The sequence below is a fragment of the Bradyrhizobium brasilense genome (assembly GCF_029714345.1).
Taxonomy (GTDB): Bacteria; Pseudomonadota; Alphaproteobacteria; order Rhizobiales; family Xanthobacteraceae; genus Bradyrhizobium; species Bradyrhizobium australafricanum.
The window spans coordinates 276,261-302,898 of the sequence record NZ_CP121669.1 but is presented as its reverse complement, the minus strand read 5'-3'; the positions used below and the strand labels follow the sequence as shown (position 1 = coordinate 302,898).

Below are 26,638 nucleotides of genomic sequence, written 5' to 3'. Positions count from 1 at the left end.
GTATCAAGAGGGTGCCTGGGCAGGTGTCTTGGCAGGTGTCTTGGCAGGTGTCTTGGCCGCGGTTCCGGATTAAATAAGGATTCGTTGAAAATTCCCTCCCCGCAAGGTTAGGCGTGTCGGTCGCTCAAAGCAGACGCATCTCGACGCTGATTGCTGGCCGCTTTGCCCGCAGCATGCTCGCACGCGCCAGCGGGAGCACGGTTGCGCTGTCGCGGCTCTGGCCCGGCCGCACCGACCGGCTGGTCATCGCCCCGCACGATCTGCGGACCGCCGACGCCACCCGCGCGGCCGAGATCTATGCCGGACGATTCGTCTTCGCCGGCAAGATCGTCACCTGCCACGGCCGCTCGATCTTCGATCTCGAACCGCCGTCGGAGGATTGGGAAGCCGCCCTGCTCGGCTTCGGCTGGCTGCGCCACCTGCGCGCCGCCGACACCGCGCTGACCCGCGCCAACGCCCGTTCGCTGGTCGACGACTGGATCTCCAACCAGGCCCGCAAGCGGCCGCTGGAGCGCCGCGCCGATGTGCGCGCGCGGCGGGTGATCTCGCTGTTGTCGCAGGCTCCATTGGTGCTCGGCGACACCGACGGAAAATTCTACCGCAAATATCTGCGCGGGCTGGCGCGCGAGATCCGCTATCTGCGCCACGCGACGCTCGACAATGACGGCGTTCCGCGCCTGCAGGTCTTGATCGCGCTGTGCTACGCCTCGCTCTGTCTCGCCAACCAGGCGCGCAACATCAAAGCGGCGACGCGCAAGCTGTCCGACGAATTGCAGCGCCAGATCCTGCCCGATGGCGGCCACATCTCGCGCAATCCCGGCGCGCTGGTCGAGCTGCTCAGCGATCTCCTGCCGCTGCGGCAGACCTTTGCCGCACGGAATATCGCGCCGCCGCCGGCGCTGCTCAACGCCATCGACCGCATGATGCCGATGCTGCGCTTCTTCCGGCACGGCGACGGCAGCTTCGCGCTGTTCAACGGCATGAGCACCGCGCCGTCGGATCTCGTCGCGACGCTGCTCGCCTATGACGACACCCGCGGCGTGCCGATGGCGAGCATGCCGCATACCGGCTTCCAGCGGCTCGATGCCGGCAACACCGCCCTGATCATCGATACCGGCCCGCCGCCGCCGGCAAGCGTCAGCCAGGACGCGCATGCCGGCTGCCTGTCGTTCGAGCTGTCCTCCGGGGTGAGCCGCATCGTCGTCAATTGCGGCATGCCGAGCACTGGCCGCGACAATTGGCGGCCGTTCGCGCGCTCCACCGCGGCGCATTCGACGCTGACCTATCGCGATACGTCGTCATGCCAGTTCGTCGAGCTGTCGGCGATGAAGCGACTGCTGCGCGGCGCGCCGATCACCAGCGGGCCCAGCAATGTCGAGAGCTACCGCGAAGCCGTTCCCGACGGCGACGTGCTGACCGCCTCGCAGGACGGCTATCTCTCGCGCTTCGGCGTGATCCACCGCCGCGTGCTGATGGTCTCGCAGGACGGCACGCGGCTGGAGGGCGAGGACTCCCTGTCGCCGGCGCCGGGCGGCCGCATCAAGGGCAGCGAGGCCGATTTCGCGCTGCGCTTCCATTTGCATCCCTCGGTGAAGGCGAGCCGGCTGTCGGATGCCCGCGGCGTGATGCTGGTGCTGCCCAACCGCGACGTCTGGACCTTCGAGGCGATGGACGACAAGGTCGATCTCGAGGACAGCGTGTTCCTGGCCGGCAATGACGGCCCGCGCCGCACCTCCCAGATCGTGATCCGGCAGGACGCGAGGCAGGCCGGCACCATCCGCTGGAGCTTCGTGCGCTCCTCGACCTCGGCCTCCGCCACCAACGCGCGCCGCAACGCCCGCCGCGAGCCGGAACTGCCGCTGTAGGTCAGGGTATCGGCAACGCGACTGACCCTAGACCCGTCACCCTGAGGAGCCGCGAAGCGGCGTCTCGAAGGGTCGACGGCCACCAGCCGGGCCGTGCATCCTTCGAGGCTCGCTCCGCTCGCGCCTCAGGATGACGGGGAGACAGGATTTCAACCCAATCCATCCGGAATTTCAGGGGAATCGGCCTCGGAGACCGGTTTCGTACCGCACAAAACCATGCTACCCGGCTGCCTTAACAGCCAGGGATTTTCCGATATGACCGAGCAGCTTCGCCGCGTGACCCGCGCTCTGTTGTCCGTTTCCGACAAGACCGGACTGATCGATTTCGCCAAGGCGCTGGCCGACCATGGCGTCGAGTTGGTCTCGACCGGCGGTACCGCCAAGGCGATCGCGGCGGCGGGGCTGAAGGTCAAGGACGTCTCCGAGCTCACCGGTTTTCCGGAGATGATGGATGGCCGGGTCAAGACGCTGCACCCGAAGGTGCATGGCGGCCTGCTCGCGATCCGCGACAACAAGGAACACGCCGCGGCGATGGCCTCGCACGGCATCGCGCCGATCGATCTTTTGGTCGTCAACCTCTATCCGTTCGAGGCCACCGTCGACAAAGGCGCCGGCTTCGAGGAGTGCATCGAGAACATCGACATCGGCGGTCCCGCGATGATTCGCGCCGCGGCCAAGAACCATGACGACGTCGCCGTGGTGGTCGAGGCGAACGACTATTCTGCCGTGCTCGACGAGCTCGCCGCGCACAAGGGCGCGACCTCGCTTCAGTTGCGCCGGCGGCTCGCCGCCAAGGCCTATGCGCGCACGGCAGCCTATGACGCCGCGATCTCGAACTGGTTTGCCGTGCAGCTCGACACCAAGGCGCCGGATTTCCGCGCCTTCGGCGGCAAGCTGATCCAGTCGCTGCGCTATGGCGAGAACCCGCACCAGACCGCAGCGTTCTATGCCACGCCGGAGAAGCGGCCGGGCGTTGCGACCGCACGCCAGCTGCAGGGCAAGGAACTGTCCTACAACAACATCAACGACACCGACGCGGCCTATGAATGCGTCGGCGAGTTCGATCCGCAGCGCACCGCGGCCTGCGTCATCGTCAAGCACGCCAATCCGTGCGGCGTTGCGGAGGGACCCGATCTCGCCACCGCCTATGCCCGCGCGCTGGCCTGCGATTCTACGTCGGCCTATGGCGGCATCATCGCGGTCAATCGCACGCTCGATGCGGACGCCGCGCGCGCCATCATCGGCATCTTCACCGAGGTGATCATCGCGCCCGACGCAACCGAGGAGGCGATCTCGATCATCGCCGGCCGGCGCAATCTGCGCCTGCTGCTCGCCGGCGGCCTGCCGAACGCGCGCGCGGTCGGCCTCACCGCCAAGACCGTCGCCGGCGGCCTCTTGGTGCAGAGCCGCGACAATGCCGTCGTCGAGGACATGAACCTGAAGGTCGCGACCAAGCGCGCGCCGACCGACGCCGAGTTGCGCGATCTCAAATTCGCGTTCCGCGTCGCCAAGCACGTGAAGTCGAACACCATCATCTACGCCAAGGACCTCGCGACCGTCGGCATCGGCGCCGGCCAGATGAGCCGGGTCGATTCGGCACGGATCGCCGCGCGCAAGGCGCTGGACGCGGCGGCCGAGCTGAAGCTCGCCGAGCCCCTGACCAAGGGTTCGGTGGTCGCCTCCGACGCCTTCTTCCCGTTCGCCGACGGCATGCTCGCCTGCATCGAGGCCGGCGCCACCGCGGTGATCCAGCCCGGCGGCTCGATGCGCGACGACGAGGTGATCAAGGCCGCCGACGAGCACGGCATCGCCATGGTGTTCACCGGCGTGCGGCATTTCCGGCATTGAGTACGATCTGTAGCCCGGATGGAGCGTAGCGAAATCCGGGACGGTCGCTCCGCGGATCAAAGACCCCGGATTGCGCTCCGCTCCATCCGGGCTACGAAGCTGTCGTCCCTGCGAAAGCAGGGACCCATAACCACCGATGTTGCTTGGTGAGGGACAACTAGCCCCAGCGCGCCTTCGATGGATCACGCGGTATGGGTCCCGGCCTTCGCCGGGACGACGGCGGTGATCATTCCCGCACCTTCGCCAATAGCGCCAGCCCCGCTACGAAGAACGCCACCAGCACCGCCATGCCGGCCTTCTGGCTTGCGGTCGCCGCGGTGATCGCGCCGATCAGGAGCGGGCCGATGAACGACGTCACCTTGCCGGTGAGCGCGAACAAGCCAAAATACTGCGCGATGCGATCCTTCGGCGCGAGGCGGATGAGCAGCGAGCGCGAGGCGGCCTGCAGCGGCGCGCCGGTAGCGCCGATCAGGCAGCCCAGCACGATATAGGCGCGCTCGGCGGCGCCCGCGAACAACAGACCGCCAGGCACCGGCGGCGCGACCTGGATGAACAGGACGGAATCCTTGTTCACGGTGAGGATCACGACGATCGCGAACAGCAGGATCACGAGGCTGCCGGTGATCACGCGCTTCGGCCCGAACGCATCGTCGAGCTTGCCGCCGATCCAGCCGCCGAACGTGCCGGCCACAGCGAGAATAATGCCGAAGGTGCCGATCCGGATCGTGTCCCAGCCGAACGTGCCGGCGGCATAGATGCCGCCGAACGCGAACAGCGAGACCAGCCCGTCGGTGTAGATCATGTTCGCAAGCAGAAACCGCGCCAGTGACTTCTGCTTCGGCAGGCTCGACAACGATTCCCTGAGCTCGCGCAGGCCTTCGCCGAGCGCCGCGCGCATCGGGCGCTTCGCCGGATAGTCCGGCGTGAACAGGAACATCGGCGTCACGAAGATGATGAACCACAGCCCGGTCAGCGGCCCGGTGATGCGGTCGCCTTCATGCATGGCGGGATCGAGACCGAACAGCGGCGTGAAGCCGAACAGCGTGCGGCCGGTCTCCGCATTGGCGGCGAGGAAACCGAGCACGAGAACAAGACTCAGGATGCCCCCGACATAGCCGGTGGCCCAGCCGGTGCCCGACAGCCGCCCGATCCTGTCGGGCGGCACCAGGGTCGGCATCATCGCATTGTTGAACACGGTCGCGAACTCGACGCCGACGCTCGCAATCGCATAGGCGAGCAGCAGCATAGGGATGATATCGGGATTACCGGGCTTACCGATCCACATCGCGCTGGCGCCGATCACGAGCAGCGCGCCGAAGCCCGCGATCCACGGCTTGCGCCGGCCGCTGGCATCGGCGATCGCACCTAACACCGGGGACAGCAGCGCGATCGCAAGTCCGGCCGCCGCGGTGGCAAAGCCCCACAGCGCCTGGCCGCTCGCGGCATCAGGCGCGACGAAGCTCGCGAAATATGGCGCGAACACGAAGGTCGTGATCAGCGTGAAATAAGGCTGCGCAGCCCAGTCGAAGAAGATCCAGCTGATGACGGCGGCGCGGCCAGGATAAACCTTGGTGGTGGCCTTCGCGTCACCGGCGTCCGTCTGCATTGTTGCCGTCATCGCGAAAGATATTCCCCAACTCGAACCACAGGCAGGCTTTTGCCGCTCCAATCCGCTCCCATATAGCATGGGCCGGTTTGACAGATACGGCGATGAACAGGGCAGGACATTTCGATGGCGCTGACGGCAACGATGTCGCGACGGCTGTTTGCCGCTCTCCTGGTGATTGGTATCGCGACGCCTGCCCTCGGCCAGGTCCAGCGCCGCTTCTATGAACCTTCAGCCGCAGACACGATTCGCAGCATTCGCGCCGAAAACGGCATGGTGGTGGCGCAGGAGAAGCTGGCTGCGCAAATTGGCGCCGACATCCTGCGACAGGGCGGCAATGCGGTCGACGCCGCGGTCGCCACCGGCTTTGCGATGGCAGTGACCTATCCGCGCGCCGGCAATTTCGGCGGCGGCGGTTTCATGGTGATCCATCTTGCCGGGCGTAATGAGGATGTCGCGATCGACTATCGCGAGACTGCGCCGCAGGCCGCTACCCGCGACATGTTCCTGAACGCCGACGGCAAGCCCGATCCCGACAAGTCGCGCAACTCCGCGCTCGCGATCGGCGTGCCCGGCACGGTCGCGGGCCTCGCGCTGGCGCTGGAGAAATATGGCTCCGGCAAGTTCACGCTGGCGCAGATCCTCAAGCCCGCGATCGATCTCGCGCGCGACGGCTTCATCGTCACCGACGACACATCGGACACGCTGAATGACATGTATCGCCGCATGTCGCGCTGGCCGAACTCGGCCAAGACGTTCTCGCACGCCGACGGCGCGCCGCTGCGCGAGGGCGACCGCCTGATCCAGGGCGATCTAGCTGGCGTACTGACCGCGATAGCCGAACAAGGCCCGCGCGGCTTCTATCAAGGCGCCGTCGCCGAGAAGCTCGTCGGCGGCATCAAGAACGCCGGCGGCATCTTCACGCTCGAGGATCTGAAATCCTACCAGCCGGTGATCCGCACGCCGATCCGCGGCAGCTATCGCGGCTACGACATCGTCTCGATGCCGCAGCCCTCCTCCGGCGGCGTCGTGCTGCTGGAGATCCTCAACATCCTCGAAGGCTTTCCGATGTCCGACATGAAGCAGGGCTCAGCCGCCTCGCTGCATGTGATGATCGAGGCGATGAAACGGGCTTATGCCGATCGCGCGCGCTATCTCGGCGATCCCGCCTTCGTCGACGCGCCGACGCAATTGCTGATCGACAAGGACTATGCCGCCAAACAGCGCGCGACCATCGATCTTGCCCGCGCCACGCCCTGGACCGATGTGCGCAACGCCAAGCAACCGCACGAGGGCGACAACACCACGCATTATTCGGTCGTCGATGCCGGCGGCAATGCCGTCAGCAACACCTACACGCTGAACTTTCCCTACGGCGTCGGCCTCGTCGCCGACGGCACCGGCGTGCTGCTCAACAACGAGCTCGACGATTTCACCGCCGCGCCCGGCGCCTCCAACGCCTTCGGCCTGGTCGGCTTCGAGGCCAATCTGCCGGGGCCCGGCAAGCGCCCGCTGTCGTCGATGTCGCCGACCATCGTGCTGAAGGACGGCAAGCCGGTGCTGGTGACGGGCTCGCCCGGCGGCAGCCGCATCATCTCCGCGGTCACGCAGATCATCGTGGACGTGATCGACTACAAGATGGACATCGCGGCCGCGGTCGCCGCGCCCCGCATGCACCATCAATGGCTGCCCGACGAGGTCCGGATCGAGCGCGGTTTTCCCGACGCGGTGCTGGGCGATCTGCGCGCCAAGGGCCACAAACTGGTCGAGCCGCTCGGCTACTCCTCCGCGAACTCGATCCTCGTCACGACCAGCGGTCTGCTCGGCGCGCCGGATCCGCGCACGCGCGGCTCGGAGGCCGCGGGATACTAGAGCTTGATCCGGAAAAGTGCGTAGCGGTTTTCCGAAAAGATCATGCTCAAACTAAAGACCTAGAAGTGGCAAACGCGGCTTTGCCCCGCCTGCAACATCGCGATAGATTGGCGGTCCGCGCACCTCCGGCCGCGGATCGCAAACAGCCGGTGAAAGATTTCTCCGGGGAACGCGCATGAGCACGGCCGAATCCAAATCGATGGAAGTCGCAGAGATCGAGGATACCAGCCTCCTCGCCTTCTATCGCGACATGAACCTGCAGGAGCGGCGCACGTTCTGGGCCTGCGCGTCGGGCTGGACGCTCGACGGCATGGATTTCATGATCTATCCGCTTGTCATCGGCACCATCATCACGCTCTGGAAGGTCGACCCCGGCACCGCCGGTCTCGCGGGGACGGTGACGCTGCTGGCCTCGGCCGTCGGCGGCTGGCTCGGCGGCTATCTGTCCGACCGCATCGGACGGGTGAAGACACTGCAACTCACCATCATCTGGTTCTCGTTCTTCTCGCTGGTCTGCGCCGTCGTGCAGAATTTCGATCAACTGCTGATCGCCCGCGCGCTGCTCGGCCTCGGCTTCGGCGGGGAATGGGCGGCCGGCGCGGTGCTGATCGGCGAGGCGATCCGGCCGCAATATCGCGGACGCGCGGTCGGCTCGGTGCAGTCGGGCTGGGCGGTCGGCTGGGGCCTCGCGGTGCTGGCGCAGGCGATCCTGTTCTCGGTGCTGCCGGCGGAGAACGCCTGGCGCTGGATGTTCGTGATCGGCGCGCTGCCGGCGCTGCTCGTGTTCTACCTGCGCCGCTACGTCACCGAGCCGGAAATCTCCGCTGCGACCATGGCGCAGGCGCAGGCCTCCGGCAGCGGCCCCGCCGCGTTGTGGGAGATCTTCCACGGACCGATCCTGAAGACCACGCTGCTGGCCTCCCTGGTCGGTACCGGCATGCAGGGCGGCTATTACGCCATCACCTTCTGGGTGCCGCGCTTCCTCACCACCGAGCGCAAGCTTTCGGTGGTCGGCTCGACCGGTTATCTCGCGACGCTGATCATCGGCTCCTTCATCGGGTATCTGGTTGGCGCCTGGCTCGCCGACCGGATTGGCCGGCGCAACCTGTTCCTGATCTTCTCGATCGGCGCCATCGCGGTGGTGCTGCTCTACACCCAGCTACCGCTGTCCAACGAGGTGCTGTGGGTGCTGGGCTTCCCGCTCGGCTTCTTTGCCTCGGGCTATTTCTCCGGCATGGGCGCGTTCCTGACCGAACTGTATCCGACCCGGTTGCGTGGCTCCGGCCAGGGCTTCTGCTACAATTTCGGCCGCGGCATCGGCGCGCTGTTCCCGTTCCTGGTCGGCGCGCTGTCGACCACGACCACACTCGCCAACGCGATCGCGATCTTCGCAGTGGCGGCCTACGGCGTGTTCTTCATTGCCGCCTACGCGCTGCCGGAAACCCGCGGCCGCGTGCTGCATGCGGATGGCTGAGATTGAGTAACGATCGTCGGACTTGCGCCGCTTCGCCTCTCCCCTTGTGGGAGAGGCCGGATTGCATTGAAGATGCGATCCGGGTGGGGGGTTGCGGTCTCTCCATGCAGCATGCCGTGTGGAGAGATACCCCTCACCCCCAACCTCGAGAGCGAGCTTCGCTCGCCTCGGGCTCCCACAGGGGAGAGGGAGCCATCATCTCGTGCGTCCCTCACAGGAGGCTCTCATGACGTCGCTCAAAGGCAAGACGCTGTTCATCTCGGGCGCGAGCCGCGGCATCGGGCTGGCGATCGCGCTGCGCGCCGCGCGTGACGGCGCCAATGTCGCGATCGCGGCGAAGACCGCCGAGCCGCATCCGAAGCTGAAGGGCACGATCTACACCGCCGCCGACGAGGTCCGCGCCGCCGGCGGCAAGGCGCTGCCGGTGCTCTGCGACATCAGGGACGAAGCCCAGGTGCTGGCGGCGATCGAGCAGACCGTCGCCGAATTCGGCGGCATCGACGTCTGCGTCAACAATGCCAGCGCCATCAGCCTGACCAATTCGCAGGCGACCGACATGAAGCGGTTCGACCTGATGATGGGGATTAACACCCGCGGCACCTTCATGGTGTCGAAATACTGCATCCCGCACCTGAAGAAGGCGGAGAATCCGCACATCCTGATGCTGTCGCCGCCGCTCGACATGAAGACGAAATGGTTCGAGCACTCGACCGCCTATACGATGGCGAAGTTCGGCATGAGCATGTGCGTGCTCGGGCTCGCGGGCGAATTGAAATCGGCCGGCATTGCCGTCAACGCGCTGTGGCCGCGCACCACGATCGCGACCGCCGCGGTCGGCAACCTGCTCGGCGGCGACGCCATGATGCGCGCGAGCCGCACGCCCGAAATCATGGGCGATGCGGCCTACGCGATCATCACCCGGCCGTCGCGCGAATTCACCGGGCATTTCTGCATCGACGACAAGGTGCTCTACGCCAATGGCGTCCGCGACTTCGAGCGCTACCGCGTCGATCCCTCGGTGCCGCTGATGTCGGACTTCTTCGTGCCCGACGACGACGTGCCGCCGCCCGGCGTCACCGTGCAGCCGCTGCCGTCACACTAGGCTACGCCGCGAACGCATTCAGCTCTGCGCGCCAATGCTGCACGCGCTCCTTCAGCAGCGTGTCGCGCACATAGGCGAGCTCCTCGTCCTCGATCCGCTCCAGCGTTTCGAGTGAGAGATTGTCCGCGCCGTGGGCTGTCCAGGCGCGCTGCAGCTCCGCGTTGCGATGACTGCCCATCCGCAGCGTGAACCAAATGCGGTTCTCGATCTTGGCGAGATCGAGCGCCTGCCCGACCCAGACCTCGCCGGTCGCGCGGCAGCGGATCGCGAACACGCCGGCGACAGCAGCGCGTTTCTTGTAGTCGGCGATGGCTTGCTTGCGGTCCTCGGTCTTCATGGTGACTCCTGTCGTTCTGTCGGGCTATTTATATCCGGGTATTATTGACAAAGCAATTATGCCCGGGTAAAACGTGCCATCAACCTTCGATGGGACACCGACATGGACACCGCCGCCTGCTATCTCGAGCCGACCTGGAACGCCGGGCGCGGCTTTGCCCAGCGCGAGATCGCGGGCGAGCTGGTGATGCTCAATCTGCTGCGCTTCCGCGCGATCGCCGACTATTCGCAAAGCCCGGAGCTCGCCCCGCCACAGCCGATCACGGGGGCGGAGGCCTACGACTGCTATGTCGCGCACACGCTGCCGCATCTGCGGAAGAGCGGCGGCGACATCCTGTTCATGGGTGAGGGCGGCTCGTTCCTGATCGGGCCGGAGGGCGAGCGCTGGGATCGCGCGATGCTGATCCGGCAGAAGAGCCGTGGCGCGTTCCTCGCCTTCGCGGTGGCGGAGGCCTACCGCGCCGGCATCGGACATCGCACCGCGGCGCTGGCGGATTCGCGGCTGCTGCCGCTGGTCGAGCTGCCGCGATGACTGCGTATTTATCGGCCGACCTGATACGGCCCGCCCTTCTCCAGCGCCCGCGCATAGGCCGGGCGGGCGTGGATGCGCTCGAGGAACGCGACACACTTGGGATGGCCGTCCTCGAGCCCGCCGCGCGCCGCGGCGGCCTCGAGCGGAAAGCTCATCTGGATGTCGGCGCCGGAAAACTCGCTGCCGGCGAACCATTCGCTCTTGCCGAGCTCGCCTTCCCAATAGGCCATGTGCTGCTTGAGCTGAGGATTGACCAGCGTGGACAGCGCCGTGTTGGAAACCTTGCGCACCAAGGGCCGCAGCAGCGCCGGCGCGCGCTTCGGCATCAGCGTGAACAGGAGCTTCAGCAGCAGCGGCGTCATCGCCGACCCCTCGGCGTAGTGCAGCCAATAGGTGTAGCGCAGCCGCTCCGGCGTATCGGCCTGCGGGATCAGGCGCCCGTTGCCGCAGGTCGCGATGATGTATTCGAGGATCGCGCCGGATTCCGCGATCGTGTGACCGTTGTCGGTGACGACGGGCGACTTGCCGAGCGGATGGATCGCGCGCAGCTCCTTCGGCGCCCGCATGTCAGGCTGCCGCTGGTAGCGCACGATCTCGTAGGGCACGCCCAATTCCTCGAGCAGCCACAGCACGCGCTGCGAGCGGGAATTGTTGAGGTGATGAACCGTCAGCATGGGCATCCTCTGAAAGATCAGCGCAATCGGGCGACGTTTGGTGCCAGCGGGAAACGAGAAAGTCGAGATCCACGCGCCGCGATTGCTAAGAATTATCCGGCCAGTATGTCGCGCAATCTGAGAGGTCTACCATGAATCCTGCCTATGTCGCGTTCGAAGGCGAGCACCGCATCGGGGCCGGCGACCTCCCGGAGGTTGCGCGCGCCGCCAAGCAACACCTCGACCAGCGCAAGGACGCCGCGATCCTGGTGTTCAACGGCCGCACCTCGGCGCTGGTCGATATCGATTTCCGCGGCTCGGTCGACGACGTGCTGGCGCGGCTGCCGCAGCCCGCGCCAGCGCGCGACGAGGAGCCGGCGCCGACCGCACCGCGCGGCCCGGGACGTCCGAAGCTTGGCGTCGTCGCGCGCGAGATCACGCTGTTGCCACGGCATTGGGACTGGCTCGCGCAGCAGAAGGGCGGCGCGTCGGTTGCGATCCGCAAGCTGGTCGACGAGGCGCGCCGCGCGAGCGGCGACAAGGATCGCACGCGCGGCGCGCAGGACGCCGCCTATCGCTTCATGACTGTGATGGCCGGCAACCGGCCGAACTATGAGGATGCGATCCGCGCCCTGTTCGCCCACGACCGGCGCCGCTTTGCGACGCTGATCGCGGACTGGCCGGCCGATATCCGCGATCACGCGATCCGGCTCGCCTATAGCGATCAAGCGGACTGACTGGTTTCGAGTGACATGGATGGCGGCCCGGCCTACCGGCGATTCGGTTCTGATCGAACTGAACCGCAGCCCCCGGTCCGCCGTCCCTGACGTCGCAATTTCTGGAAGTTGAACGTGTCCAACCCTCCCTCCCTGCGCAAAGCCTTCCTCGCCTTCCTCGCGCCGATGCTGCTCAGCAACGTGCTGCAGTCGCTGTTCGGCACCATCAACGGCGTCTATCTCGGCCAGATGATCGGCGTCGACGCGCTCGCCGCGGTCTCGGTGTTCTTTCCGGTGATGTTCTTCTTCATTTCCTTCGTGATCGGCCTGAGCGCCGGTGCCTCGGTCATGATCGGCCAGGCGTGGGGCGCCGGCGAGCCCGACCGGGTGAAGGCGGTCGCCGGGACCACCATGACCGTGACGCTGCTGCTCGCGCTGGCGATCGCAGTCCTCGGCGGCCTGTTCGCCCGCCCGCTCTTGATCGCGCTCGCGACGCCATCCGACGTCCTCGACGCCGCGGTGGCTTATGCGCGGATCATGATGATCGCGATGCCCATAACCTTCGCATTCCTGCTGCTGACGGCGATGATGCGCGGCGTCGGCGACACCGTGACACCGCTGGTCGCGCTGACGGTCTCGACCGCCATCGGCCTGGTGGTGACGCCGGCGCTGATCCGCGGCTGGCTCGGCCTGCCGATGCTCGGCGTCGCCAGCGCTGCCATCGCCTCCGCGGTCTCGGGCGTGGTCACGCTGCTGTGGCTGCATGTCCATATGCTGCGGCACCGGCATGCACTGGCCTTCGACGCCGCGTTCCTGCGCGCGATGCGGCCGAACGGCGCGCTGCTGCGCATCGTGCTGCGGCTCGGCATTCCGACCGCGATCGGCATGGTGGTGGTCTCGCTCGCCGAACTGGTGCTGCTCGGCCTCGTCAACGGCTTCGGCTCGGACGCCACCGCGGCCTATGGCGCGGTCAACCAGGTGATCGGCTATGTGCAGTTTCCGGCGATCTCGATCGCAATATCGGTGTCGATCTTCGGCGCGCAGGCGATCGGCCGCGGCGATTCCGCCCGGGTCGGCGCCATCGTCCGGACCGGGATCGAGATGAATCTCGCGCTGACCGGCGGGCTGGTCGTGCTCGGCTATCTCTTCGCGCGGCCGCTGATGGGCTTCTTCATCGTCGACAATGCCGTGCTCGGGCTGGCGCAGCAGCTGTTGTACATCGTGCTGTGGAGCATGGTGCTGTTCGGCATGGCGACGGTGTTTTCGGGCGCGATGCGCGCCGGCGGCACGGTGTGGATGCCGCTGTTGCTCTCGACGCTGGCGATCGCGGTGGTCGAGGTGCCGGTCGCGATCCTACTCAGCCGCTCCATCGGCGTCAGCGGCATCTGGATCGCCTATCCCGTCACCTTCGCAACCATGTTCGTGCTGCAGATGGCCTATTACGCCCTGGTATGGCGCAAGCAGACCATCAAGCGGCTGATTTGACATCGTGCGCCGCGGCTCACATGATGACTATCATATTCTACTGATGGCGCCTGCGACAGCAGGTCCATGCTAAACAAGTCCAAACGAGACGAGCCGAGGGAGAGACCGCCGTGAGCCAAAATCCGCAATTCCTGTTCGATTTCGGCAGCCCCAACGCTTTTCTCAGCCATGAAGCGATCCCGGCGATCGAAAAGCGCACCGGCGTCAAGTTCGAATATGTCCCGATCCTGCTCGGCGGCATCTTCAAGGCCACCAACAACAAGTCGCCGGCCGAGACGCTAGCGGGCGTCAAGAACAAGCCGGAGTTTCAGAAGATCGAGACCGAACGCTTTCTCAAGCGCTTCAACGTCAAGCCCTACACCTGGAACCCGTTTTTCCCGGTCAATACGCTGAACCTGATGCGCGCCGCGGTCGCCGCCCAGTTTGAGGGCGTGTTCGAGAAGTATATCGAGGCCGCCTTCCACCACATGTGGGTCGAGCCCAAGAAGATGGACGATCCTGAGGTCGCCGGTAAAGCCATCGCCTCCTCCGGCCTTGACGCCGCAAAACTGTTCGCCCGCGCACAGGACGCCGATGTGAAGGCCAAGCTGATCGAATATACCTCATCCGCCGTCGAGCGCGGCGCGTTCGGCTCGCCTACCTTTTTCGTCGGCAACGAGATCTTCTTCGGCAAGGAGCAGCTGCGCGAAGTCGAGGAAATGGTATCGGGAAAGTGAGATGAGCGAATGCCCAATAGCGAGTAGCGAATAGTCGAACAGTATCCTTATCTATTCGCCACTCCCTATTCGCTCGCCTCCTCGGGCAACAACAAAGAAGGACAAATTCCCATGCGCGTTCTCGTGGTCGGCGCCGGTGCGATCGGCGGTTATTTCGGTGGCCGGATGCTTCAGGCCGGCCGCGACGTCACTTTCCTGGTGCGCCCTCGCCGCGCTTCCGAGCTCGCCTCCGCCGGGCTCGTGATCAAGAGCCCGAACGGCGATGTCACGCTGAACAACCCGCCGACCGTGCGGGCCGACAAGCTATCGGACAAGTTCGACGTCGTGCTGTTGAGCTGCAAGGCGTTCGATCTCGAGGATGCGATCAAGTCGTTTGCGCCCGCCGTTGGCGACAAGACCGCGATCATCCCGCTGCTCAACGGCATGCTGCACCTCGATGCGCTCGACAAGACGTTCGGCGCCCAGCATGTGCTCGGCGGTCTGTGCGCGATCGCGGCGACGCTGAACGAGAAGCGCGAGGTGGTGCAGCTGCAGCCGATGCAGTCGCTCGGCTTCGGCGAGCGCGCCGGCGGCCTGTCGGACCGGGTGCGCGCGATCGCTGAAACCTTCTCGGCGATCAACGGCGCCAACGCCAGCGAGCATGTGATGCAGGACATGTGGGAGAAGTGGGTGTTCCTGGCCTCGCTCGCCGCTTCCACCAGCCTGATGCGGACCTCGGTCGGCAACATCCTGGCCGCGCCCGGCGGCAAGGATTTCCTGCTCGGCATCCTCGACGAATGCAGCGCGATCGCCGCCGACGCCGGCCATGGCCCGGGCGGCCCGTTCTTCCAGCGCACCCGCGGGCTCCTGACCACCGAGGGCTCGCCGATGACCGCATCGATGTTCCGCGACATCAAGGCGGGGCTGCCGGTCGAGGCCGATCACGTGATCGGCGACCTGATCGTGCGCGCCGACGCCGCCAAGATCCCGGTGCCGAAGCTGCGCGCGGCCTACACGCATCTCAAGGCGTATGAGAAGCAGCGGGCTGGGTGATCTTGTAGCCCGGATGGAGCGGAGCGAAATCCGGGAATCATCTCGCGGCAGATAGAGCGCCCCGGATTGCGCTGCGCTCCATCCGGGCTACGCACATTTTTCGTACCTACAAATGCGCCAGATAATGCGCGAGCGCGGTGATCTCTTCGTCGCTCAGCGGATAGGCAACATCGGCCATCGCGGCCTGGGCGCCGCCGGAGCGCTGGCCCGACTTGTAATCGTGCAGCGCCTTGACGAGATATTCCTCGCGCTGGCCGGCAATGCGGGCCACCGCCTTGGTGCCGGCAAACGTATCGCCATGGCATGAGGCGCAGCGGCGGCCGGCGGCGGCCTGCTTGCCCTTTTCGGACAAGTCCGGATTGTCGTCCTTGCCGCCCTTGAACGGCGTCAGCGACGCGAAATAGGCGCCGAGATTTCGGATGTCGTCGTTGTTGAGCTGCTCGACGATCGGCTGCATCTGCTCGTTCTTGCGCGCGCCGGCGCGGAAGAACACCAGCTGCCATTGAACGTACTGGTCGAGCTGGCCGGCGAGCGAGGGAATGTTCTCGGTCTGCGAGATGCCGTTGTCGCCGTGACAAGCGGCGCAGATTTCGGCCTTCGCCTTGCCGGCGGCGACATCGGCGGCATTGGCGGATGACGCAACTGCGATCACCGCCGCGAACAGGATTGCAAAGGACGCAAGACGCATTGCCAGTTTTCTCCACGGGTCATTGCCGGGCTTGGCCCGGCAATCCATCTGGCTTGCAGAAGGGTTTTTGTTTGGATGGATGCCCGGATCAAGTCCGGGCATGACGAGTCTGTTCCGTCGTTGGGCTTGCCGAACCACGTAAACGGGGCTGCGGGTGCCTGATCGGCCACCGCAGCCCCGCATTGTTTCAACCGTTACTTCTTGCTGTAGCTGATGCGATAGATCGCACCGGCCCAGTCGTCGGCGACGAGGATGGAGCCATCCTTGTCGAGCAGGATGTCGGCGGGACGGCCGAGATACCCCTGGTCACCCTGGATCCAGCCGTCGGCGAAGATCTCCTGCTTGGCGTTCTTGCCGTCAGGGCTCGCGGTGATCTTTACGATGCGGCCGCCCTGGTACTTATGCCGGTTCCAGGAGCCGTGCTCGGCGATCAGGATGCTGTTCTTGTACTCGGCCGGGAATTGGCTGCCGGTATAGAACTTCATGCCGAGCGGCGCGACGTGCGCACCGAGATTGTAGACCGGCGGGGTGAACTCCGAGCACTTGTGACCCATCGCGAACTTGGTGTCCGGCAGGTTGCCCTGGTGGCAGTAGGGATAGCCGAAGTGCTCGCCGATCTTCGAGATCATGTTGAGCTTGTCGCTCGGCAGATCGTCGCTGATCCAGTCGCGGGCATTCTCGGTGAACCAGTACTTGCCGGTGCGCGGATCGACGTCGCCGCCGACCGAGTTGCGCACGCCAAGCGCCCAGATTTCCGCGTTGCCGGTCTTCGGATCGACGCGGCGGATCTGCGACACCGAGGTCGGCGGGATGCCGATGTTGAAGGGCGGTCCGAACGGAATGTAGAACCAGCCTTCCTTGTCGACGGCAATGTATTTCCAGCCATGCGCCGCGTAGGACGGCATGTCGTCATACACTACCTTGCCGCTGCCGAGATTGTCGAGATTGGCTTCGGCGTTGTCGTACTTGATCAGCTTGTCGACCGCGATGACGTAGAGCGCGCCGTCGCGGAAGGCGAGGCCGGTCGGCATGTTGAGGCCCTTGAGGATGGTCTTGACCTCTTTCTTGCCGTTGTTGTCCTTGATCGCATAGACGTTGCCGAGCCCGAACGAGCCGACGAACAGCGTGCCCTTGTCGCCCCAGGCCATCTGCCGCGCCGCGAGCACGTTCGAGGCATAGACCTCGATCTTGAAGCCCGGCGGCAGCTTGATCTTCTTCATCATCGCCGCGAGCTCGGAATCGGACGCGCCGGTCGGCGGACCCGACGGCGGGGCAAGGCCCTTCTGCGCTTCGGTCTCGTCGCCGAGGAACCAGTCGTCCGGCGGATGGGTCCAGAATTCCTTGGTGCCCGATTCGTACTTCTTCAGCGCACGATTCTTGTCTGTCTGTTGCTGCGCACTGGCGAAGGTCGTCCCCGCCAGCAGCGCGATCGCCGCGAACGCAAGTATTGATCGATTGAAAGCGGATTTCATCGCGTCACTCCCCTACGCAAGCCGTTGCAGCTTGCCTGTTATTGATTTTGAACGCCCTGAGAGATGATGGTGGCGGTCTGTGAGGTAGGTCAGACGGCAAAATGGTAGCACATTCATCGAGGCTGAAAAGCGCGTGGAGCTGTGTGCGCTGCGTCAAAACTAGTTGAGACGATATTTGAGACGAAATTTTCCTGAGCAGTCTGCCTGATAACAAGGCATTCTGCACCGCAGCGTGATATTCGAATGAAGCTAACGCTCGTGATCGCCTCTATCGCGACGACAGGCGCGCCAGACCGAGCGCCTGCGCCTTGGCCTTCGACAGCGGCCTGAACAACACGCTGCGCCGCTGCCCGCTCGTGATCGCCGCGATCTTGAAGCCGTCATCGGCGGCGATGATGTCGCCGGTCCGAAGCGTCATGTCGTCCTCGATCGCAATCGGCGACAGGCCGGTGGACGCGCCGGCGCTGCAGGAGCATTGCGGCACCATCTCGCGCTGGAAGCGGAATGCATTGGCGAGCGCCTTGTAGGTGTCGCCCGCTTCGGTTCTGGCGCTGTCGATATCGGAGCCGGAGTACAGCTTCACCTCGGCAGCGGGACAGGCCGCCTCGCATGCCTTGACGTCCGCCGTCTCGCTGACGCGCGGCAACGGAAAGAAGCGGCCGTCGCAGGTCCTGACGCAGAAATTTTGCTGGCCGCCCCGGTGCGACCGCGCCGTGATGTAGACCCGCGCTCGCGGCCGTTCGGCCGGCTCGAAGTCAGGCGCCGGCCCAAAGCCAGGCATGGGAGAGAAGCTGAGCGCCGGGGCATACGCCGAGTCGCTCGGCAATTGCTGCGCTGATGCGCCCGAACATGTCCACGCGCCGACCAGCACGACCAGCGCAGCGACGTTTGCGCGAGCCAAGCGGCGATTTAACCCGGGAGCCGGCTTCCAACAGATCGACATCGTTCACGCGCTTGCCGCCCGGCAAAACCGGCGGCAACCATTCCAACACCAACACAACCACAGATTTCTATCAGTTTTGAGAATGCAACGTTTGCCGGTTAACAAAAGCCGGAAACCGCCACGGCGGGCCGCGGCATCTTGACCTCGCAATCGCGGCCTGGAGATGCGGCCTTGGGCCGGACAGCAAAAAGCCCGCGCCAACGGGCTGGCCTCATCAGCGGGCCTTCATCAGACTGTCAGCTCGGTCAGCGAGAAGTTTTGGAGCGGGCGAAGGGGCTCGAACCCTCGACCCCGACCTTGGCAAGGTCGTGCTCTACCACTGAGCTACACCCGCATCCGAAATGGCGGCGATCGCTCGCCGGCAACGGCAGACCTATGCCAAAAGCTGTCTGTGAATGCAACACAAGAGCGCGGTCCGAACCTCACGAAATCGCACGGTTTCTCTAAAAATTGACCCCGAATCGGCCGAAACCGGCTGCGCCGCCGATTTCTTTTTAGATTTCCGCCGGAACCGACCTCAGGGCCATCTCGTCCCGGAGCGATTCGAGCCAGGTCTCGAACCAGCCGGTCAGTGTCTGCGTCAGCTCGACGCGGCGGGTCGGGTCGCAATCGAACACGGCCCACCATTCGATAAAGGCCCGGTCGCCGTCGATCACCGGGGTTACCTGCAGGGTCGCGCTGAAATCCGTCACCGGCAGGGTCGGGGTATCGACAAATTCGTAGGTCTGGATGCGTTCGACGTCAGACTGCGCGAGCAGCCGCTGCCGGATCCGCCGCTCCCGGTACAGCACATTGCGCACGGCCCCGACGGTATCGCCGGATTTGCCGTCCTCGATCTCGCTCGTCCCCGCGCCATGGACCCAGACCGGGTAATTGTTGAAATCGCGGATGATTTTCCAGACCTCGCCGGCCGGCTGCTCGAACACCGTGCTGTAATAGGCCTTTGCCACGGGCGCTCCCCTGCTGTCATGACGGATCGCCATCATCGGCCGTTCCGCGGCACCAACCCACCCGATCTCCGATGGAACGGGACAGGCGGCCAAGCGATTGAATTTTGCCGGCTGACTGCCATTTACGGAGCATGATCCCGGAAACCGGTTCCCACTTTTCCGGGATCATGCTCTAGCTGACAGAACGGCTGAACGTGCCGTTCCGGGCGTGCTAGAACGCCCACCGGATTTCCGACCTCAGAAGCAGGCGAGGACAACGTGACGATAATGGAGCAGGGCGGCCCCACGCCCGAGGCAGCGCCCGATCTGATCAAGGAGACGACGACCCAGACCTTCGTCAAGGACGTCATCGAGGAATCGCGCCGTCAGCCGGTCATGATCGACTTCTGGGCGCCGTGGTGCGGTCCCTGCCGCCAGCTCACGCCGATCCTGGAAAAGGCGGTTCGTAACGCCAAGGGCCGGGTCAAGCTGGTCAAGATGAACATCGACGAGCATCCGCAGATCCCCGGCCAGATGGGCATCCAGTCGATCCCGGCCGTGATCGCCTTCGTGGGCGGACAGCCCGCCGACGGCTTCATGGGCGCGGTGCCGGAGAGCCAGGTCAACGCCTTCATCGAGAAGATCACCAAGGGCGTGCCGGCCGCCGGCGAGCCCAATCTCACCGAGATCCTGGCCGAGGCCGACGCCGTGCTTGCCGAGGGCGACGCCGCCCAGGCCGCGCAGATCTATGCCGAGGTGCTGGCGCACGACGCCACCAACATCGCGGCGCTCGCCGGCCTCGCCAAGTGCTACGTCACGTCAGGTGCGATGGAGCAGGCCAAGCAGACGCTGGCGATGGTTCCGGAATCCAAGCGCAACGACGCCGCGGTGAAGGCGGTGCAGGCGGCGATCGATCTCGCCGAACAGGCGGAAGCGGTCGGCCCGGTCGCGGAGCTGGAACAGAAAGTCGCCGCAAACCCGCTCGATCATCAGGCCCGATTCGATCTCGCCACCGCGCTCAATGCGATGGGCAAGCGCACGGAAGCGACCGAGCAATTGCTCGCCATCGTCAGGCGTGACCGCAAGTGGAACGACGACGGCGCGCGCAAGCAGCTGGTGCAGTTCTTTGAGGCGTGGGGCGGCACCGATGAAGCAACCGTCGAGGGGCGCAAGCGGTTGTCGACCATCCTGTTCTCGTAAAGCACGCCCGTCACAGCAGCGGGACCGCAGATGCCGATCAATGCCGAATATCGCGGACCCGGCGAGCTCCCGGAGGTGATTCCGGTGTTCCCGCTGCCCGGCGCGTTGCTGCTGCCGCGCGGCCAGATGCCGCTCAACATCTTCGAGCCGCGATATCTCGCGATGATCGACGACGCGCTGCGCGACGGCCATCGCCTGATCGGCATGATCCAGCCCGACGTGACGCATTCGCAGAAAGAGGCGAAGCCGGTCCTGTTCCGGATCGGCTGCGTCGGCCGCATCACCCAGCTCGCCGAATCCGGCGACGGCCGCTACATCCTCGAACTGACCGGCGTCGCGCGCTTCAAGGTGGTCGAGGAGCTCACCGTGCAGACGCAGTACCGGCAGTGCAAGGTCGACTTCTTCTCCTTCGTCGGCGACTTCACCGCGCGCAAGGGTGAGGAGGCCGTCGACCGCAAGGCGCTGCTCGAAGTGCTGGCCGATTTCCTCGAAGCCAACAATCTGAAGGTCGACTGGGAAGGTATCGAGTCCGCGCCCAACGAGGCGCTGGTCAATGCGCTGGCGATGATGTCGCCCTATGGTCCGGCCGAGAAGCAGGCGATGCTCGAGGCGCCGGACCTGAAGACCCGCGCCGAGATCCTGATCGCGGTTACCGAGATGGACCTCGCAAAGAAGCGCACCTCGGGCGACCCGCCGGTGCAGTAGGCGCTTTCGAGCGAAGCGGCGACCGGCTCGCGTGAAGAAAACGCTTCAAGCCAAAAAGCTCCCCGCCCATCAGCGATTGCGCAGTTGCTTGCGGCCGGTGAACATTGCGCGCACCAGATTCTGACGCTGCAGCAAGCCGACCACGATGACGCCGAGCACGTGCAGGGCGACAAGGATGATGACCGCATCCGAGGCATAGGCGTGGGTGTCCTCGACCCACCAGACACCGAAGAAGGTCACGGTGACCTCCATCGCGCCCGTGATTGTCGAGATCGCAAGCAGGAACAGCAGCGCCACCAGCATCACGGTGCCCGCCGGATTGAGCCCGATATAGCGCCCGGTGATGCCGCGGCGGAGATTCCAGATGTAGCGCGGCGCGGCGCGCAGGCGGACGCCGAGCCTGCCGAAACGCGCGTAGCGCGTGCCGGCAAAGCCCCAGATCAGCCGGAACGCCAGCAGCCCGATCACCGAATAACCCGCCAGCCGGTGCAGCCGGTCATAGGCGCTCGGCGTCACCCAGGCGATCAGAACGAGGATGGCGAGCGCCCAGTGCCACAGCCGCAGCGGCAGGTCCCAGACCTGCACGCTGGTCGCGCCGCGGGCGCCCGGCGCCGCCTCCGTCATCGCGCCTGCTTCACTTCGCGATGGTGTGCTTCAGGCTGAGATCTTCCGGGCTGTAGAACAGCTCGTAGAGCTTGCCTTCCTTGACGCCGTACACCTCGTAGCAGGAGCCCTCGATTTTCGACCGGCGCACCTCATAGCCGAGCGCCTTGGCCTTGGCTTCGGCTTCGCTTGCCGGCTTCCACGACGCCTTGTCGAGCTTGGTGCAATTCTTGTAGCCGTCGGCGAACGCCGCCGATCCGGTCAGCCCAAGAACGCTCCCAAGGACGCATGCTGCAAGCGCAGCACTCGAAATCACTCTCACGCGCATATCCCCTCCGTTGACAATCATACCCACAACGCCTTCGCGCAGGGCACATGCGTGAAGAATGCTGAGGCGATTGCCAAGTCAAGGAAGCGCCGCGGAGGCTGGCTTTAGAGGAATTCTAACGGTCGCGAAAACCGCTTTGCGCTCCACGCGCAGTTCGGTTTTGACGGCGCGCTGCGGCCTTACGCCTCATGCGTATCGGGGCCGCCCGGCGCAGCCCATCGATCAGGATGCGGCACCCGCCATTGCGAGACGAACCGCAGGCCGTTCGGCCGCTGCCGGGGCTCGCCCGCCGATCATCTGCGCGACCTTCTCGCTCTGCACCGGCGGGCTGAAATGGAAGCCCTGCACTTCCACGCAGGCATCGGCGCGGAGGATGTCGAGCTGCTCCCTGGTTTCGACGCCTTCGGCTGTCGTTGTCTTGCCGAGGCTGACGGCAAAGCGCACGATCGCGCGCGCGATCCGGCGCGACTCGTCGGTCGCGCCCGAGAGCTCGGACACGAAGCTGCGGTCGATCTTGACCTTGTCGAACGGAAACTTCTGCAGAAAGCTCAGCGACGAGTAGCCGGTGCCGAAGTCGTCGAGCGCGATCCGCACCCCGAGATCGTGCAGTTGGCTGAGCGCGGTAAACACCGCTTCGCTGTCCTGAATGATGGCCGTTTCGGTGACCTCGAGCTCGAGGCGCTCCGGCGAAATTCCCGCACTCGCCAGCGCGTGCACGATCACCGGGACCAATTCCGGACTCCTGAACTGCACGGGCGACAGGTTGATCGCGATCTTGAGGTTGTCGGGCCATTTGGCGGCTTCCGCACAGGCGGTGCGCAGCACCCATTCCCCCAGCGGCACGATCAGGCCGGTCTCTTCCGCCAGCGGAATGAACTGCGCCGGCGATACCATACCGCGTTGCGGATGGTGCCAGCGGAGCAGCGCCTCGAAGCCGCAGGTCTCCCCGCTCGCGACGTGGATGAACGGCTGATAGTGCAGCTCGAACTCGCCGTTGGCGAGCGCACTGCGCATGTCGCGCTCGAGGCTGCGGCGGGCCTGCAGCAGCCGATCGAGCTCCGGCTCGAAGAAGCGGAACGAGCCGCGCCCGCCGCTCTTGGCCGAGTAAAGCGCGAGATCGGCGCTGCGCAGCACCTCGTCCGAATCGGTGCCGTCGCGCGGTGCGATCGCAATGCCGATGCTGGTCGTGGTGGTCACCCGATGATCCCCGAGATCGATCGGCTCGCTGAGCGCCTTCCTGATCTTCTCGGCGAGCAGGCCCGCTTCCGTGACCGGATCGCTGACATGGTCGATCACCGCGAACTCGTCGCCGCCGAGCCGCGCGACCAGCGTCGTATCGCTGACGGATCTGCGCAAGCGCGCGGCCACCGACTTCAGCAGCGCGTCGCCCGCCGGATGCCCGAGCGTGTCGTTGACGTCCTTGAAGCGGTCGAGATCGAGCATCAGCACCGCAAGACTCGGTCCGCCGCACCTCGCACCGGAGAGCGCGCGCTCCATCCATTCCTTGAGCAGCACGCGATTCGGCAGATCGGTCAGCGCGTCGTGCTGCGCCATATAGGTGATCTTGGCCTCGGAGCGCCGCTGCTCGGTGACATCGCGATGCGTCGCCACCCAGCCGCCGCCGGGCATCGGCTGCCGCGTCACGCAGATCAGCCGACCGTCGGCGAGCTCGTCGACCCGGCTGTTGATCTCGCCGGCCGGGAGCGCGTTCAGTGTCGCGAGCACCTGCGTCGCGGCGCTGTCGCTGGTCTCGCCCTTGAGAATGCCGTTGGCGATGCGATGCCTGATGATCTCGCGATGGGCCGTGCCGGGCTGCAGCAGTTCCGGCGGCAGCCGGTACATTTTGGCGTAGCGATCATTGCAAACGACGAGGCGCTTCTCCGCATCGAACATGCAGAGGCCCTCGCCCATGTGGTTGATCGCGGTATCCAGCCGGAACCTCTGCTCCTCCAGCTCCTTCTGCGACGCCTCGACCTGCTGTCGCGCCAGCGAAAGCTGGCTGATGATCTCCTCGAAGCGGCGGGTGCGAAGCGCCAGCCGGCGATCCGCGAGCACGCCGACCAGGCTCATCCCGAGCACCGACAGCGCCACACCGGCGATCACGATGGCGAGGAAGGCAGGCGAGAGCGACAGGGCCGCCGGAGCCAGCAACGGATCCGGAACGATCTCGACCGCGCCCATCGCGGTGAAATGATGCGACACGATCGCAAGCGTCAGCAGCAGCGCCGCGACGAGCGACATCCAGCGGTCCTGACGGCGGACCGCGATCGCCAGCGCGGCGTAGCCGAACAGCATGCCGAGCACGACGGAGGCCGCCACGAGATCGAGCGACCAGACCACGTGGCCCGGCACCTCCAGCGCCCACATCCCGAGATAGTGCATGCTGGCGATGCCGGCTCCGATCACGGCGCCGCCGACCGGCGCGCGCCAGCGGCTGGAGTCACTGGCGGCAAGGCCGAGGCCGCCGGATGTCAGCATCATCGCCGCGGCGAGCGACAGCGCGGTGAGGACGATACCGTAGCCGGTCGGGATTCCCGGCTCATAGGCCAGCATGGCGATGAAATGCGTTGCCCAGATGCCGTAGCCGATCGCGGCTCCCGCGATCGCAATCCAGATCAGCCGCGTCCTCGCCTGCGATGCAATTGCGCGATGAAAAATATTGACGGCCACAATACTGGCAACGAAGCAGACCAGTCCGGCGAGCAGAACGAGCCGCCAGTCATGCTCACCTGAAAGGCACGTAAGAACACGAAACATGCGTCGGTCCATGGTTGTCCGTACGCACAGGCTAGGCTGATTGAATTGTCTTCTCGATAATATTCTGCAACTTTCAGTGGCATGGTTATCCGCGCGTAAGCCGATTCCGCACCGAAATTGATGGCTCCATAAATTTCACAGTCATGCGCGATCCGCGCGGCTTAGCCTGCCAGCGGAACGAGCACGGTTTCACCGGTTGCAACCAGCGAGGTCTCACCTTGCTCGTTCTCCGCAAAAAGTTCCGCGCGCGCGAAGACCTGCCTGCGTCCGGCACGCAATGTGGTTCCTTTGGCGATGAAGCAGCGGCCCAGCGCGGGCTTCAGGCAATTCATCGAGAAATGCGATGCGGTGACGGAACCTGCGATCGACGCCGCGGCAAAGCCGCATGCGGTGTCGAGCAGCGCCGCGATCACGCCGGCATGCAGATGTCCCGCATATTGGGTGAGATCGTCGCGCCAGGGCATCCGTAGTTCCACCGTGCCGGTGCCGGCGGTGACGACCTCGAAGCCGGCAAGCCGATTGAAGGCCGCCGACGCATTGGTCGCAACGAGACGTTCGAGATCGAAGCCCGGGCCAGTCGTCATGTAAAACTCCATTGCGGGGGCCGCCGTTCGAGATTCGCCCTGACGGCCTCGATGTGATTGGGCGAGCCGAGCAGAAGCGCCTGTTCGGCCGTTTCGGCCGCGAGTCCGGTCGCCGCATCGCGATCGGCTGCAAGATTGAGCAGCCGCTTGGCGGCGCGGATCGCATCCGGGCTGCGGTTCGCGATCGCGCGCGCCGTCTCCAGCGCGGCCTCGCGCGGCTGTTCGACGATCCGGGTGGCGAAGCCATGACCAAGCGCATCGTCCGCGGAGAAGACGCGCGCGGTGTAGGTGAGTTCGCGGACCACATCCTCGCGCGCGAGATGGCACATCAGCTGCGTGCCGGTCATGTCGGGCACCAACCCCCATTTGGCCTCGATGATCGCAAGGCGCGTGCCGGGTGCGAGATATCTGATGTCGGCACCGAGCATCAGCTGAAAGCCGCCGCCGAACGCAACGCCATGAACGGCGGCGATGACCGGCACCGGCAGCTCGCGCCAGAGCCACACCAGATGCTGCGCGAAGTTGGCAATGCCGTGGGTCCGCCGGCCGAGATCGGCGAAGGGCAGGATGGATTCGCCCTCCGTCGTTGCGACCAGACGCTCCATGTCGAGGCCTGCGCAGAAGGCCTGCCCTTCGCCCGAGAGCACCACGGCGCGGAGCTTGCGGTTATCCGCAAGCTGCGCACCGATTTCGGCGATCGCGGCGAACATCGCCGGATCGAGCGCATTGAGCTTGTCCGGGCGGTTGAGCCTGACGTCCGCGACGCCATCGGCGATGCTGAGGCTGATGCGATCAGTCGTCATGGCCTCTCCCCGCTAGTAGCCGGCGGCGGCGAGCGCCACCACGGCGCTCATCGCCATCCAGCCGAAGTGGCGGAAGCGGGTCGCCACCGCGTTGGCGAGCGCCGCGACGCCGAACACGACGCCGAGCGTTGCCACGATCCAGTGCCGCGCGGCATCGGAGGCCATCGCGGGCGCGGCGATCAGCAGCACACCGCCGCCGATCCAGGCGACGGTGCCAGCCTGATAGACCAGGCGAAGCAAGAGCCGCAGCCGCGGCGGCTCGACGGTGGCGCGCGCGAATATCCTGGTCTCGCCGAGCACGCCATGGATCAGGCTGACCAGAATGGCGATGACGCCGGCGCCCTGCAGCAGAAGATCACGCATCGCGATGCCTCCATACACTACTGTAT

25 protein-coding genes and 1 tRNA gene are annotated in these 26,638 nt (G+C 65.4%); 12 read left to right on the top strand and 14 right to left on the bottom strand.

Translation table 11 applies throughout. The features are described 5' to 3' along the window. Positions 1-113 precede the first annotated feature (113 nt). Both QA635_RS01420 and purH read left to right on the top strand, forming a co-directional pair. On the top strand, positions 114-1,865 hold the full coding sequence (locus tag QA635_RS01420) for a heparinase II/III family protein (RefSeq protein WP_283066356.1): 1,752 nt from the start codon (positions 114-116) through the stop codon (positions 1,863-1,865). 255 nt (positions 1,866-2,120) lie between these two features. Continuing rightward, positions 2,121-3,713, top strand: coding sequence for a bifunctional phosphoribosylaminoimidazolecarboxamide formyltransferase/IMP cyclohydrolase (purH, locus tag QA635_RS01415; RefSeq protein WP_283066355.1), 1,593 nt, complete (start codon positions 2,121-2,123; stop codon positions 3,711-3,713). A gap of 226 nt (positions 3,714-3,939) precedes the next feature. Here the strand turns inward: purH and QA635_RS01410 are convergent, their stop codons facing one another. Next, positions 3,940-5,319, bottom strand: a complete 1,380-nt coding sequence (locus QA635_RS01410; protein ID WP_283066353.1) for an MFS transporter — start codon at positions 5,317-5,319, stop codon at positions 3,940-3,942. A gap of 126 nt (positions 5,320-5,445) precedes the next feature. On the opposite strand from QA635_RS01410, the gene ggt reads away from it, so the two are divergent. The 3 genes from ggt (at position 5,446) to QA635_RS01395 (ending at position 9,767) form a co-directional block, all read left to right on the top strand. Further along, positions 5,446-7,191: a gamma-glutamyltransferase gene (ggt, locus tag QA635_RS01405; protein ID WP_283066351.1), complete on the top strand. Its 1,746-nt coding sequence runs from the start codon at positions 5,446-5,448 to the stop codon at positions 7,189-7,191. 175 nt (positions 7,192-7,366) lie between these two features. Then, positions 7,367-8,665: an MFS transporter gene (locus tag QA635_RS01400; RefSeq protein ID WP_283066349.1), complete on the top strand. Its 1,299-nt coding sequence runs from the start codon at positions 7,367-7,369 to the stop codon at positions 8,663-8,665. 226 nt (positions 8,666-8,891) lie between these two features. Further along, a complete protein-coding gene (locus tag QA635_RS01395; RefSeq protein WP_028335857.1) occupies positions 8,892-9,767 on the top strand; it encodes an SDR family oxidoreductase in 876 nt (291 codons plus the stop codon). A gap of 1 nt (position 9,768) precedes the next feature. On the opposite strand, the gene QA635_RS01390 is transcribed toward QA635_RS01395, so the two are convergent. Then, positions 9,769-10,104, bottom strand: a complete 336-nt coding sequence (locus tag QA635_RS01390) for a GIY-YIG nuclease family protein (protein WP_283066346.1) — start codon at positions 10,102-10,104, stop codon at positions 9,769-9,771. Between the two features lie 102 nt (positions 10,105-10,206). On the opposite strand from QA635_RS01390, the gene QA635_RS01385 reads away from it, so the two are divergent. Further along, entirely contained in the window at positions 10,207-10,635 is a 429-nt protein-coding gene (locus QA635_RS01385) for a DUF1330 domain-containing protein (RefSeq protein ID WP_283066344.1), read from the top strand. Positions 10,636-10,643: 8 nt separating this feature from the next. On the opposite strand, the gene QA635_RS01380 is transcribed toward QA635_RS01385, so the two are convergent. Next, positions 10,644-11,309: a glutathione S-transferase family protein gene (locus QA635_RS01380; RefSeq protein WP_225161880.1), complete on the bottom strand. Its 666-nt coding sequence runs from the start codon at positions 11,307-11,309 to the stop codon at positions 10,644-10,646. Positions 11,310-11,440: 131 nt separating this feature from the next. On the opposite strand from QA635_RS01380, the gene QA635_RS01375 reads away from it, so the two are divergent. From QA635_RS01375 to panE, 4 genes are all read left to right on the top strand, one after another. Next, a complete protein-coding gene (locus tag QA635_RS01375) occupies positions 11,441-12,025 on the top strand; it encodes a DUF2239 family protein (RefSeq protein ID WP_283066342.1) in 585 nt (194 codons plus the stop codon). A gap of 114 nt (positions 12,026-12,139) precedes the next feature. Next, on the top strand, positions 12,140-13,489 hold the full coding sequence (locus tag QA635_RS01370; protein WP_425249118.1) for an MATE family efflux transporter: 1,350 nt from the start codon (positions 12,140-12,142) through the stop codon (positions 13,487-13,489). A gap of 110 nt (positions 13,490-13,599) precedes the next feature. Then, positions 13,600-14,205 carry a 2-hydroxychromene-2-carboxylate isomerase gene (locus QA635_RS01365; RefSeq protein WP_038382800.1) on the top strand — a complete coding sequence of 202 codons (606 nt, stop codon included), beginning with the start codon at positions 13,600-13,602 and terminating at the stop codon, positions 14,203-14,205. Between the two features lie 111 nt (positions 14,206-14,316). Then, positions 14,317-15,237, top strand: coding sequence for a 2-dehydropantoate 2-reductase (gene panE / locus QA635_RS01360; protein WP_283066340.1), 921 nt, complete (start codon positions 14,317-14,319; stop codon positions 15,235-15,237). Positions 15,238-15,343: 106 nt separating this feature from the next. On the opposite strand, the gene QA635_RS01355 is transcribed toward panE, so the two are convergent. The 5 genes from QA635_RS01355 to QA635_RS01335 all read right to left on the bottom strand — a co-directional run bounded on the left by QA635_RS01355 (position 15,344) and on the right by QA635_RS01335 (position 19,326). After that, positions 15,344-15,925, bottom strand: coding sequence for a c-type cytochrome (locus tag QA635_RS01355; RefSeq protein WP_283066338.1), 582 nt, complete (start codon positions 15,923-15,925; stop codon positions 15,344-15,346). A 194-nt stretch (positions 15,926-16,119) separates the two neighbouring features. After that, a complete protein-coding gene (locus QA635_RS01350) occupies positions 16,120-17,397 on the bottom strand; it encodes a PQQ-dependent sugar dehydrogenase (protein WP_283066336.1) in 1,278 nt (425 codons plus the stop codon). A gap of 268 nt (positions 17,398-17,665) precedes the next feature. Continuing rightward, entirely contained in the window at positions 17,666-18,298 is a 633-nt protein-coding gene (locus QA635_RS01345) for a DUF2865 domain-containing protein (RefSeq protein ID WP_283066334.1), read from the bottom strand. Between the two features lie 301 nt (positions 18,299-18,599). Next, a tRNA-Gly gene (locus QA635_RS01340) sits at positions 18,600-18,674 on the bottom strand. A gap of 160 nt (positions 18,675-18,834) precedes the next feature. Continuing rightward, the gene (locus tag QA635_RS01335; protein ID WP_283066332.1) at positions 18,835-19,326 is read right to left on the bottom strand and encodes an SRPBCC family protein; all 492 of its coding nucleotides are present in this window, start codon (positions 19,324-19,326) and stop codon (positions 18,835-18,837) included. Positions 19,327-19,548: 222 nt separating this feature from the next. Here QA635_RS01335 and trxA point away from each other — a divergent pair, with 222 nt between their 5' ends. Together trxA and QA635_RS01325 are read left to right on the top strand one after the other, a co-directional pair. Then, positions 19,549-20,469 (top strand): thioredoxin, encoded by a 921-nt coding sequence (gene trxA / locus QA635_RS01330; protein WP_026192069.1) that lies wholly within the window; start codon positions 19,549-19,551, stop codon positions 20,467-20,469. 30 nt (positions 20,470-20,499) lie between these two features. Next, the gene (locus QA635_RS01325) at positions 20,500-21,174 is read left to right on the top strand and encodes an LON peptidase substrate-binding domain-containing protein (protein ID WP_283066328.1); all 675 of its coding nucleotides are present in this window, start codon (positions 20,500-20,502) and stop codon (positions 21,172-21,174) included. A gap of 69 nt (positions 21,175-21,243) precedes the next feature. Here the strand turns inward: QA635_RS01325 and QA635_RS01320 are convergent, their stop codons facing one another. From QA635_RS01320 to QA635_RS01295, 6 genes are all read right to left on the bottom strand, one after another. Beyond that, complete coding sequence (locus tag QA635_RS01320; RefSeq protein WP_092081270.1) at positions 21,244-21,798, bottom strand: cytochrome b/b6 domain-containing protein; 555 nt, start codon at positions 21,796-21,798, stop codon at positions 21,244-21,246. A 10-nt stretch (positions 21,799-21,808) separates the two neighbouring features. Next, positions 21,809-22,105, bottom strand: coding sequence for a PepSY domain-containing protein (locus QA635_RS01315; RefSeq protein WP_092081268.1), 297 nt, complete (start codon positions 22,103-22,105; stop codon positions 21,809-21,811). A 222-nt stretch (positions 22,106-22,327) separates the two neighbouring features. Next, entirely contained in the window at positions 22,328-24,862 is a 2,535-nt protein-coding gene (locus QA635_RS01310) for a bifunctional diguanylate cyclase/phosphodiesterase (protein ID WP_283066324.1), read from the bottom strand. 161 nt (positions 24,863-25,023) lie between these two features. Continuing rightward, complete coding sequence (locus tag QA635_RS01305; RefSeq protein WP_283066322.1) at positions 25,024-25,446, bottom strand: PaaI family thioesterase; 423 nt, start codon at positions 25,444-25,446, stop codon at positions 25,024-25,026. Then, positions 25,443-26,249, bottom strand: a complete 807-nt coding sequence (locus QA635_RS01300) for a crotonase/enoyl-CoA hydratase family protein (protein ID WP_283066320.1) — start codon at positions 26,247-26,249, stop codon at positions 25,443-25,445. Before QA635_RS01300 ends, QA635_RS01305 begins: the two co-directional genes overlap by 4 nt. Before the next feature lie 12 nt (positions 26,250-26,261). After that, entirely contained in the window at positions 26,262-26,612 is a 351-nt protein-coding gene (locus tag QA635_RS01295; RefSeq protein WP_283066318.1) for a hypothetical protein, read from the bottom strand. Between the last annotated feature and the right edge of the window lie 26 nt (positions 26,613-26,638).